Consider the following 11,243-nt stretch of genomic DNA (forward strand, 5'->3'; position numbering starts at 1 on the left):
CCCGCCTTGTCCTCTCCGTCGATTGCCCCCGTCACCCCCGACCTGGTGCGCCTGCGCGCCACTGCCCGCGACAAGGACGACGCCATTGCCCAGGCCGCCCAGCTGCTGGTGGCAGCCGGATGCGTGGCGCCGGGCTACGACGCCAGCATGCGGCGGCGCGAAGGCCTGGCGAATACTTTCCTAGGCCACGGCCTGGCGATTCCGCACGGCGTGGGCGAAGACCGGCACCTGGTGCGCCGCGACGGCATCGCGGTGCTGCAGCTGCCCGAGGGCGTGGAATGGAACCCCGGCCAGACCACCCGCCTGGTGGTGGGAATTGCCGCCCAGTCCGACACCCACATCACCCTGCTGCGCCGGCTGACCCGCCTGATCCAGGATCCGGCCCAGCTGGAAGCGCTGTTCACCACCGACGACCCGGCCGTGATCGTAGCCGCGCTGACCGGCGACCGCGCACCCGACACCAGCGCCGCCCCGGCCACCGACCTGGCCGAACGGTTCGAATGGACCATCGCCTACCCCAGCGGCCTGCATGCTCGCCCGGCGACCCGTTGGGCCGAGACCGCGCGCGGCTTTTCGGCCCGCGCCCAGGTCCGCGCCGGCGACCAGGCCGCCGATGCCAAGAGCCTGGTCGGCCTGCTGCAACTGGGCCTGCGCGCCGGCGACAGCATCACCGTCTCGGCCGAAGGCAGCGATGCCCCCGCCCTGCTCAAGCGCCTGCGCGCGGTGATGGACAGCCTGACCGCGCAGGAAAAGGCCGATGCCGAACGTGCCGCGCAACGCCGCGCCGCACCGGTCATCGGCTGGACCCCGCCGCAGGCACAGCCGGCCATCGTCGGCATCGGTGCCAGCCCGGGCGTGGCGATCGGCATCGTGCACCGCCTGCGTGCGGCGCAGACCGAGGTGGCCGACCAGCCGATCGGCCTGGGCGATGGCGGCGCGCTGCTGCATGACGCCCTCACCCGCACCCGCCAGCAGCTGGCCGCCATCCAGGACGACACCCAGCGCCGCCTGGGTGCCTCGGACGCGGCGATCTTCAAGGCCCAGGCCGAGCTGCTCAACGACACCGACCTGATCACCCGCACCTGCCAGCTGATGGTCGAAGGCCACGGCGTGGCGTGGTCGTGGCACCAGGCGGTGGAACAGATCGCCTCCGGCCTGGCCGCACTGGGCAACCCAGTGCTGGCCGGCCGTGCCGCCGACCTGCGCGACGTGGGCCGCCGCGTGCTGGCCCAACTCGACCCGGCAGCGGCCGGCGCCGGCCTCACCGACCTGCCCGAGCAACCCTGCATCCTGCTGGCCGGCGACCTGTCGCCGTCGGACACCGCCAACCTGGACACCGATCGCGTGCTTGGCCTGGCCACCGCCCAGGGCGGGCCGACCTCACACACCGCCATCCTCTCGCGCACCCTGGGCCTGCCGGCGCTGGTGGCCGCCGGCGGCCAGTTGCTGGATATCGAAAACGGCGTGACCGCCATCATCGACGGCAGCAGCGGGCGGCTGTACATCAACCCGTCCGAACAGGATCTGGACGCGGCGCGTACGCATATCGCCGAGCAGCAGGCCATCCGCGAGCGCGAAGCCGCCCAGCGCGCCCTGCCCGCCGAAACCACCGACGGCCACCACATCGACATCGGCGCCAACGTCAACCTGCCTGAGCAGGTCGCCATGGCCTTGACCCAGGGCGCCGAAGGCGTGGGCCTGATGCGCACCGAATTCCTGTTCCTGGAGCGCGGCAGCACGCCCACCGAGGACGAGCAGTACCAGACCTACCTGGCCATGGCACAGGCCCTGGACGGCCGCCCGCTGATCGTGCGGGCGCTGGACATCGGCGGCGACAAACAAGTGGCGCATCTGGAGCTGCCGCACGAAGAAAACCCGTTCCTGGGCGTGCGCGGCGCGCGCCTGCTGCTGCGCCGCCCCGACCTGCTCGAACCGCAACTGCGTGCGCTGTACCGCGCCGCCAAAGACGGGGCACGGCTGTCGATCATGTTCCCGATGATCACCTCGGTGCCGGAGCTGATTGCCTTGCGCGAAATCTGCGCACGCATCCGCGCCGAACTCGACGCGCCGGAGCTGCCGATCGGCATCATGATCGAAGTGCCCGCCGCCGCCGCACAGGCCGATGTGCTGGCGCGGCACGCGGATTTCTTCTCGATCGGCACCAACGATTTGACGCAGTACGTGCTGGCAATCGACCGCCAGAACCCGGAACTGGCCGCCGAAGCCGACAGCCTGCATCCGGCGGTGCTGCGCATGATCCGCAGCACGATTGACGGCGCGCGCAAGCACGACCGCTGGGTCGGGGTGTGCGGCGGCCTGGCCGGCGACCCGTTCGGCGCCAGCCTGCTGGCCGGGCTGGGCGTGCAGGAATTGTCGATGACGCCCAACGACATTCCGGCGGTCAAGGCGCGCCTGCGCGGCACGGCGTTGAGCACCTTGCAGCAGCTGGCCGAGCAGGCGCTGGACTGTGAGACCGCAGAGCAGGTGCGCGCGCTTGAAGTCAAACGCGAGGGCCAGGCATGAGCCTGCACGCCATCACGGTCACGCTGAATCCGGCGATCGATCAGACCATCCAGCTCGACAGCCTGCAGCCAGGCGCGGTGCACCGCGCCAGCAGCGTGCGCAACGATGCCGGCGGCAAGGGCATCAACGTGGCCGCCTGTCTGGCCGACTGGGGCAGCCAGGTCGCCGCGCTCGGCGTGCTTGGCGTCGGTAACGCAGGGGTGTTCGAAGCGCTGTTTCGCGAGCGCGGCATTACCGATCACTGCCAACGCGTGGCCGGCGACACCCGTACCAACCTCAAGTTGGTCGAAGCGCAGGTCAATGAGACCACCGACATCAATCTGCCCGGCCTGCAACTGGGCCAGGCGCATCTGCAAGGCGTGGCCGACCATCTGGCCCCGCTGCTGCGCGCCGGCTTGCCGGTGGTGCTCTCCGGCAGCCTGCCGGCCGGCCTGCCCGAGGACAGCTGGGCGCAGTTGCAGGCGCAGGCCAGCGCGGCGGGCGCACGCGTCCTGCTCGACACCAGCGGTGCGCCGCTGGTGGCCGCACTCGCTGCCGCTCCCGCGGCAATGCCGTATGCGGTGAAGCCGAACCGCCACGAACTGGAAGCCTGGACCGGCCACCCGCTCGGCGACCACGCCGCACTCACCGCCGCCGCGCATGCGCTGATCGCCCGCGGCATCCAGCTGGTGGTGATTTCCATGGGCACCGAGGGCGCGCTATTCGTACAGCGCGACCAACAGCTCATCGCACGCCCGCCACGGCTGGCGCAAGGCAGCAGCGTGGGCGCCGGCGATGCCATGGTGGCCGGCCTGGCGGCCGCGTTGCTGGCCGACGCCACCGCGCTGGAACAGTGCGCGCGGCTGGCCACGGCGTTTTCGATGTGCCGGCTGGAAAGCGGCGATGCACGCCGGATTACGCCCGAAGGCGTGCGCCGCGCCGCCGCCGCCGTCGTCATCGAGGCGGTGCCGTGAGCGCAGCCGTACACCGGCCACAGCGCGCTGCGCTGTGCGCGCCATCGCCGGCCGCACCGTCTTGCTGCGCTGCTATCTGGCAGCCGCGCGCCTAGCCCTTCGAATCCCCCCGCCGGCTGCGCCGGCGACCGCAATACAGCAGGAGTTTTGCCATGTCCTCTTCCATCGTGGTCATCGCCGCCGGCGAACGCAGTACCGAGGCCGTCCTGGCCGCCGAAGCGCTGCGACGTGCGGCCACCGCCGCCGGCCGCAGCGTGACGATCGAAATCCGCAGCGACCAGGGCGTGCTGGGTGCCCTGCCCGCCGAGCTGACCCGTGGCGCGGCCCAGGTGCTGGTGATCGGCGATGCTGACGCCGACACCGCCCGCTTCGGTGACGCGCCGCTGCTGCGCCTGAGCCTGGGCGCGGTGCTGGACGACCCGGCCGCCGCGGTCAACCAGCTCGCCACACCAGCAAGCGCTGGCGCCACGCCCAACGCGGGCGGTGCGTCTTCCAGCGCCAGCAAACGCATCGTGGCGATCACCTCCTGCCCCACCGGCATCGCGCACACCTTCATGGCCGCCGAAGGCCTGCAGCAGGCCGCCAAGAAACTCGGCTACCAGATGCGGGTGGAAACCCAGGGCTCGGTGGGCGCGCAGGATGCGCTGACCGATGAGGAGATCCGCGACGCCGACGTGGTCATCATCGCTGCCGACCGCGAAGTGGACCTGGCCCGTTTCGGTGGCAAGCGACTGTTCAAGAGCGGCACCAAGCCGGCGATCAACGATGGCCCGGCCCTGATCACCAAGGCGCTGGCCGAGGCCGGCGTGCATGGCGGCAGCGCACCGGCGGCTGGCGCGGCAAAACCCGAGGGCAACGCCAACGGCCGCACCGGCGCCTACAAGCATCTGATGACCGGCGTGTCGTTCATGCTGCCGTTCGTCACTGCCGGCGGTCTGTTGATCGCACTGGCGTTCGCGCTGGGTGGCATCTATGCCGGCGACGACGCGCACCAGGGCACGCTGGCCTGGTCGCTGTTCCAGATTGGCGCCAAGGCCGGCTTCACCCTGATGGTGCCTGCACTGGCCGGCTACATCGCCTACTCCATCGCCGACCGCCCCGGCATTGCGCCCGGCATGATTGGCGGGCTGGTCGCCGCCAACCTCAATGCGGGCTTCCTCGGCGGCATCATCGCCGGCTTCATCGCCGGCTACGGCGTGGCCGCGCTCAACCGCTACATCAAGCTGCCGCGCAACCTGGAAGGGCTCAAGCCGGTGCTGATCCTGCCGGTGCTGGGCACGCTGCTGGTTGGCCTGGCGATGATGTACGTGTTCGGCCAGCCAGTCGCCGACCTGCTGGCCTGGCTCACCGCCTGGCTGCGGGGCATGCAGGGCAGCAGCGCGCTGCTGCTGGGTCTGTTGCTCGGCGGCATGATGGCCTTCGACATGGGCGGGCCGGTCAACAAGGCCGCGTACGCGTTCTCCACCGGCCTGATCGCCAGCCAGGTCTATACCCCGATGGCCGCGGCCATGGTCGCCGGCATGACCCCGCCGCTGGGCATTGCGCTGGCCACCTGGGTGTTCCGCAACCGCTTCACCCTCGAAGAACGCGGCTCGGCCACGGCCGCCGGCGTGCTCGGGCTGGCGTTCGTCACCGAAGGGGCGATTCCGTACGCCGCACGTGACCCGCTGCGCACCATTCCCGCCCTGGTGATCGGCTCGGCCGTGGCCGGTGCGATCTCGATGTCGGTCGGCGCCGAACTGAAGGCGCCGCATGGCGGCATCTTCGTGTTGCTGATCCCCAACGCCGTGACCCACCTGGCGATGTACGTGCTGGCCTTGCTTGCCGGCGTGGTGGTCACCGCCGTGGCTCTGCGCCTGCTCAAGAAGCCGGTGGCCGACGTCGTCGCCTGACGCCGGCACCCTGCGGCGGCCCCGTGCCGCCGCACCCGACGTGCCGGACGCGCGTCACCCCTGATCGATCACCGCTGCGCCGCGTACCGAAGTGCGCCGCCAACGGCTTGCCCACCCACGTGCTGTCGCGTCCGCCATCTCGGCCACGCCCTCTTTGTTCGGAGTCCTGCCATGACCGCCCTGCCCTCCCGCCGCGCCCATCCCCGTCTGCTGTGCCTGTCACTGGCCCTTGCGCTGGCCCCGCTCGCCCACGCGCAGGACGCCGCCGACGCCTTCAAACTCAAGCTCGGCTACACCGGCGAAGCCGCCTCGATGATCGACGGCGGCCGCAAGGGCGGCGACGCTTACGCCGGCCAGTTGATGGTCGGCACCGACGTCGATCTGAACAGCCTGTTCGGCTGGCACGGCGCCACCGTCAAGGCCTACGTCACCAACCGCCACGGCACCAACCTGTCCAACAGCAGCATCGGCAACAGCACCTCGGTGCAGGAAATCTACGGCGGCCAGGGCACCCGCCTGGCCAACCTCACCCTGGTGCAGAAACTGTTCGACGACCGCCTGGAACTGGAAGCCGGCCGCAGCGTGGCAAACATCCATTTCCTCGGCTCGGACCTGTGCCAGTACTTCCAGGGCAACTCGGCCTGCGGCAACCCCACCTTCGTGTTTCGCACCAGCAACTTCACCTACTGGCCGGTCTCCAGCTGGGCCGCGCACGCCACCGCCTGGGTCACGCCCAAGGTCTACGTGCATGTGGGCGCGTACGAAGTGAACCCGGTGCAGGCCCAGGACGGCCAGCACGGCCTGAAGTGGAGCACCGACGACACCACCGGCGTGGTGGTGCCCTACGCCATCGGCTACAAGAACAAGGGCGGCGACGGCACGCTGGCGGCGATGTACGAACTCGGCGGCTGGCAGGACAACTCCGACTACACCGACCCGCTACGCGACCGCAACGGCAACCCGGCCGTGCTCAGTGGCCTGGGCTATGAAAACAAGCAGGGCCGCTCCGGCTTGTTTGGCCGCTTCGAACAACAGGTCACCAACCCGGACCCGTCCGGTACCCAGGGCCTGACCGTCTTCGCCGCTATTCTCAAGAGCACCGGCGGCCAGGCCATCGAAGACCACTTCGTGCAGCTCGGCCTGGTGCAGAAAGGCACCTTCGCAAGCCGCCCGCAGGACAACATCGCCTTCGTGATCACCCAGCAGAAATACAGCGACGAGGCCATCGAAAACCTGCGTCTGGCGCGCACCTCGGCCGGCGGCACCGGCACCCCAGCCGACAACCAGATCATGATGGAGCTGAGCTACGGCATCCAGGTCACCAAGCGCCTACGCATCGCGCCGAACCTGCATTACGTGATCAACCCGGACCAGTTCAACGAACCGACGCGCAGCAACGATCTGAAGAATGCATTGATTGCGGGCATGCGGATCGACTGGAATCTGTGACCCGTCGAGAAGCTGCGCGCGTTGCGCGCATGCTTGGCGGGTACCACTGCTTGAAGTGAGTGGCGGGTGCGTTGCATCTGACTGCAGTGCAACGCGTTGCGTCGACTCGGTTGGCTTGGGCATTTGCCGGATGTGGCCGACGAGTTCGATGACCCGAGCAGGCGCGCGACCGCACGCAATGAGGTTTTATCGGCCCACACTGAGTTGACCACGCCGTGAAGCGGCGTCGGCTTGGATGGTCTGTTAGGGCTCGCTCCAGGCCACTGCCAGGAATGGCAACGCGGCATGTCCCACCTTGAGCATTGCGAAGATGCCGAGCGCAATCGGTACACCAAGATCTATTAGCGCCAGCCGTAGCCACTGAATTGCAGTTAGCTTGCGATGGCCGTTCTTTGCCGCAGCGACAGAGTTCTTGATTTCGTCAAGGACTTCGCCTGCGCCCGAGTAGATGGCTTGGACGGTTGCCTTTTTGTCCGCCTCTTCCGGCAGTGGCTTATCCAGCCACTGCGAGATTCCATTCAGAATGTTGTGGCACTTAAGCGATATATCGTGATAGCCGTGGAGGTACATGAGATCTCCTGCCGTGAACCAACGCCGAAGATCCGCCAAAGCGTGTAAGGCGAAAATAATGAACGTGTAGAACAAGGCAACCGCCAGCGCACCCTTAAGGATGTTCGGGGATCCAGCTGGAACCTCAAATTCCAACCACGGCGTCTTGGTGACTTTTAGGTTGTACACGGAGAGAAGTATCGAGAAACACGCAGCAAAAAGAAGATTGCGCCGCTTGGCTTCTGTCTCCGTGGAGAGGGGCTCTTGGAAGATGATGGCAGAAAGTTTTTGCCGTTGTGGGACCTGCAAGACCATGGGGGTTCCGTCTCAGCCCTAACATTTGAGTTAAGCCGAGCCACGGAGGGCTTTGGCTTGAATGAATTGTTAGACAGCAGTGCTGTCCAACCATTCGCCGTTCCACGGGGCCGATTGCAGCCACACCATCAAAGTCTCTACATACTGATTAAATTCAGATGCTAGCAATACCTTTGTGTCCTCGTCGCGACCAAATGCAATGATTTGGCCGGCGCGGCCTCCTACATCCGGATCAAAATCTAAGCCTTGGTGGTTGCCGCCCCAATCATTGGTTAGAGGTATCCATGCTCGGTTGCAATACATTGGCTTGACGACGCCTTCCGGCTTTGACCGCATCAACTCGGCGCAATCTGCGTTCATCTCGACTTCGTCAATGGAGCGCCAAGCCTCCCACTGCCTGCGGATTCCTGCGACTGATAAAAACTGCTGACCAAAGAAAAGGCCTGGACCGTCTTGGCCGTTATGTATCAACAAGAAACTTTTAACCGGCTCTGGCAATGCCAAGCCGAGATGTTGCTCTAAGGCCTGGAGCTCAGCGGGATCGGCGCCTGGTCGCAACGCAATCGCGTGGAGGCATCCGAGCTCGGCAAGGCGACTTTCAATTCGTTTCCATTGCTCTTGCATCACCACTCCTGAAATATGTTGTGCCGCATAGCACCTGAGTTAAGCCGCGCCGCAAAGCGGCCTCGGCTTGAATGAATTGTTAGGCCGATGGCAGGACAAGCTGGACATCGGCACCGATTGACTGCAAGTATGGCGCATTGGTTGAGCCAGCGTTGCGTCTTGGAGTGGAAGGTCTGTATCTGTGCCGGCGAGAACCGCTTTGACCAAGCGCTTCGCTTGAATGTGGCCAAGTGGCGAGGACTCGCGGAGCATACGAACCAGTATATTGCGAGTGTGCGCGACATCATCTGTCCAAGCTCGCGACCGGTCCCAAGTTGTTACCCGCAGAATAGTGGCATGCATAGACAGCGCCCTAACGTTGGCGCTCAGCGGGCGGCGAAGCCGTCCGCTGCAGCAACTGGTTAGACCTCGCCATACGAAACCTCGCCTTCCTGCGGATCGTAGTAGCCCAGCCGTAGCTGCTTAGCGAGGCGTTGCCCAAAGCGGCAACCGAAAGCTATAGAGGAACTTGCATTTCCATTCGCCTGAACCGTCAAGGTGGCGGAGCTATCAAAGACTTGGAGAAGCAAGTCGTACTGTGACGTGGCGAGCCGATAGTCGGTGCTTGGCGTCACGCCCTGCGCTTGTAGAAACTCAATGAATCCTGGTGGATGTGGTGACGCGATGAAACCTTCCGCTTCCGCAGCGTCAATGATTGCGTGCCGAACCTCCACGCTAAACGGCGGTGCTGCAGTCCAATCTCCCAGGCCAGATACGACAGCCGAACGAAGGAAACTCGGCTCATAAAGAGAGATGTCGTAGCTCATGTGCGAAGAGGTCTAACACTCGAGTTAAGCCGGCCCGCGAAGCGAGTTCGGCTTGAATGAATTGTTAGGCACTCTACCCGCCACGCGACTTGTTTGGCCAGACCGATGCAACACGACGCTGTTTGCCGACAAGACGGGCGCGCCACAAGAGGTCAGACAGCAGAATCGCCATTGCGGCGTTGAGACGTGCCCGTGGAGTGGCGGTTGCCTCGTACTCCTTTGGACCAAGCCAAGGCAGTTGATTGCAAAGGTCAGCGACACGACCGCCGGAAAATGAGACGCCCTGCCAAGAGTGACCGAACTCGTTTCTGATCTTGCGGATGAGAGTGATCTCTTTAAGCTCGTTGTCTTGAATTAGGCCGAGTGCGTGCGCCGCTGCCGCCCGCGACGCAAGGCTGCCGAGCGGGGCGTTGAAGCCCGCGATGAGCTCTTTTGCCGAAGTATTGTCTGCAAAGAAGGCAGCCAAAATCGCGGCGAGACGGTCGTCGAGAACTGCAGCAGCAGTAAGGGCCGCGCCGCGATCACTCTCCCGGTTGAACTCGGAGAGGAAGACGCTAAGTTCTTCTACTTCAGGCTCCGCTGAGCTTTTCATGAGTGCCTAACGCTTGAATTAAGCCGAGCCGCGAAGCGGCTTCGGCTTGAATGAATTGTTAGGCAGTGAGTGGCCCCAAAGGTTGGATGGTGCAACCATGCTCCCAGCACTGCCGCCCGGACCGAGTGTGCCACAGCTTGCGGGATGGAGCTTGCCCAGCGATGCAGCGGCGCGTGATGCCACCGAAGCCAACTGCAACGAGTGCAGCGGGAACGACGTACCAAGGCGAAGCACCGAACTTACCGCAACCACAAAGGTGATGACTGCTGTCCGGAGCCAACCGCAGGCACGCCTGCGAACTCATCGAAGCTGCAACCACCAACGCATTTTGCTCCACCACGGCCTAACGCCTGAATTAAGCCGAACCGCGAAGCGGGTTCGGCTTGAATGAATTATTAGGCCGCTGACCCGTGAGGCCAAGGCCGGCGACCACCAATGCAACAGCTTGCTCAACAGTATCCGCCGTGAGCCGCTCAGGCGCGGAACTCTCAGCAAGGAATGGACAAGCGCCGGCACTGGACTCTAGCTGGAACTCCACGTCACTTGTGGGGTGACGAAAGAACCACAGGCCATCGTCGTCAGCGTCAGGGTGCAGGACGGCCAACTGCTCCGAAGAAATATCTGGGTAAGCGTGACGAAGCTGGTCAATGACTGCATCAATGTCTCGCATGCTTTCCCCTGCGGCCTAACGCTTGAATTAAGCCGAGTTGCAAAGCAAGTTCGGCTTGAATGAGTTGTTAGGCAGTGAGTGGCCCCAAAGGTTGGATGGTGCAACCATGCTCCCCAGCACTGCCGCCGGGAACGAGTGTGCCACAGCTTGCGGGATGGAGCTTGCTCAGCGATGCAGCGGCGCGTGATGCCACCGAAGCCAACTGCAACGAGCGCAGCGCGGGAACGACGTACCAAGGCGAAGCACCGGACTTACCGCAACCAGCAGCGATGATGACTGCTGTCCGGAGCCAACCGCATGCACACCTGCGAACTCACCGAAGCGGCGACCACCAACGCATTTGCTCCACCATGGCCTAACGCCTGAATTAAGCCGGCCCGCGAAGCGGGTTCGGCTTGAATGAATTGTTAGGCCGCTCATCCGAACTGCTTGGCATATGCGGATAATTGGTTTGGGAACAACTGCTCATAGAGCGGATACCCTATCCCAACTAATTCAACCTCGATTTCGGATGCTCCGAGCTCAATCGAGCAGTCAAGAATAGATATGCCAAGCGCAGGTAGAAGCTGTCCGTCCGACTGAGTGGCTGATAGCGGAAGATGCTCTTGTGACATGCCTCGCGATGCGATGCATCGAGCTTGAACTGCCCCGTACTCTGGAAGCGGCAAGAACTTACCGAAAGCTACGCCCATTGGCGGGTCGCCGGACTCAAGCGCAGAGCATCCGATTAGCGCTCCGTCCCAAAGTATTCGGTACTGGCTCATGAGTGGCCTAACGCCTGAATTAAGCCGCGTCGCTAAGCGGCGTCGGCTTGAATGAATTGTTAGGCCGATGGCAGGACAAGCTGGACATCGGCACCGATTGACTGCA

8 protein-coding genes are annotated in these 11,243 nt (G+C 64.7%); 4 read left to right on the top strand and 4 right to left on the bottom strand.

Features of this window, described 5'->3' with window-relative positions:
- Positions 1–6 precede the first annotated feature (6 nt).
- The 4 genes from ptsP (at position 7) to QRM89_RS15095 (ending at position 6,817) form a co-directional block, all read left to right on the top strand.
- On the top strand, positions 7–2,523 hold the full coding sequence (gene ptsP / locus QRM89_RS15080; RefSeq protein WP_285448365.1) for a phosphoenolpyruvate--protein phosphotransferase: 2,517 nt from the start codon (positions 7–9) through the stop codon (positions 2,521–2,523).
- The gene (gene pfkB / locus QRM89_RS15085) at positions 2,520–3,476 is read left to right on the top strand and encodes a 1-phosphofructokinase (RefSeq protein ID WP_285448366.1); all 957 of its coding nucleotides are present in this window, start codon (positions 2,520–2,522) and stop codon (positions 3,474–3,476) included. The genes ptsP and pfkB overlap by 4 nt, the downstream gene beginning before the upstream one ends.
- Positions 3,477–3,628: 152 nt before the next feature.
- On the top strand, positions 3,629–5,368 hold the full coding sequence (locus QRM89_RS15090; protein ID WP_285448367.1) for a fructose-specific PTS transporter subunit EIIC: 1,740 nt from the start codon (positions 3,629–3,631) through the stop codon (positions 5,366–5,368).
- A gap of 171 nt (positions 5,369–5,539) precedes the next feature.
- On the top strand, positions 5,540–6,817 hold the full coding sequence (locus QRM89_RS15095; protein ID WP_285448368.1) for a carbohydrate porin: 1,278 nt from the start codon (positions 5,540–5,542) through the stop codon (positions 6,815–6,817).
- 243 nt (positions 6,818–7,060) lie between these two features.
- Here the strand turns inward: QRM89_RS15095 and QRM89_RS15100 are convergent, their stop codons facing one another.
- The 4 genes from QRM89_RS15100 to QRM89_RS15115 form a co-directional block, all read right to left on the bottom strand.
- Entirely contained in the window at positions 7,061–7,681 is a 621-nt protein-coding gene (locus tag QRM89_RS15100) for a hypothetical protein (protein WP_285448369.1), read from the bottom strand.
- 69 nt (positions 7,682–7,750) lie between these two features.
- On the bottom strand, positions 7,751–8,305 hold the full coding sequence (locus QRM89_RS15105; protein WP_285448370.1) for an SMI1/KNR4 family protein: 555 nt from the start codon (positions 8,303–8,305) through the stop codon (positions 7,751–7,753).
- 401 nt (positions 8,306–8,706) lie between these two features.
- On the bottom strand, positions 8,707–9,111 hold the full coding sequence (locus QRM89_RS15110) for a hypothetical protein (RefSeq protein ID WP_285448371.1): 405 nt from the start codon (positions 9,109–9,111) through the stop codon (positions 8,707–8,709).
- 73 nt (positions 9,112–9,184) lie between these two features.
- Positions 9,185–9,703: a hypothetical protein gene (locus QRM89_RS15115; protein ID WP_274339380.1), complete on the bottom strand. Its 519-nt coding sequence runs from the start codon at positions 9,701–9,703 to the stop codon at positions 9,185–9,187.
- Between the last annotated feature and the right edge of the window lie 1,540 nt (positions 9,704–11,243).

Origin of the sequence: Xanthomonas sp. LMC-A-07 (genome assembly GCF_030208825.1) — a bacterium.
Classification (GTDB): Bacteria; Pseudomonadota; Gammaproteobacteria; order Xanthomonadales; family Xanthomonadaceae; genus Xanthomonas; species Xanthomonas campestris.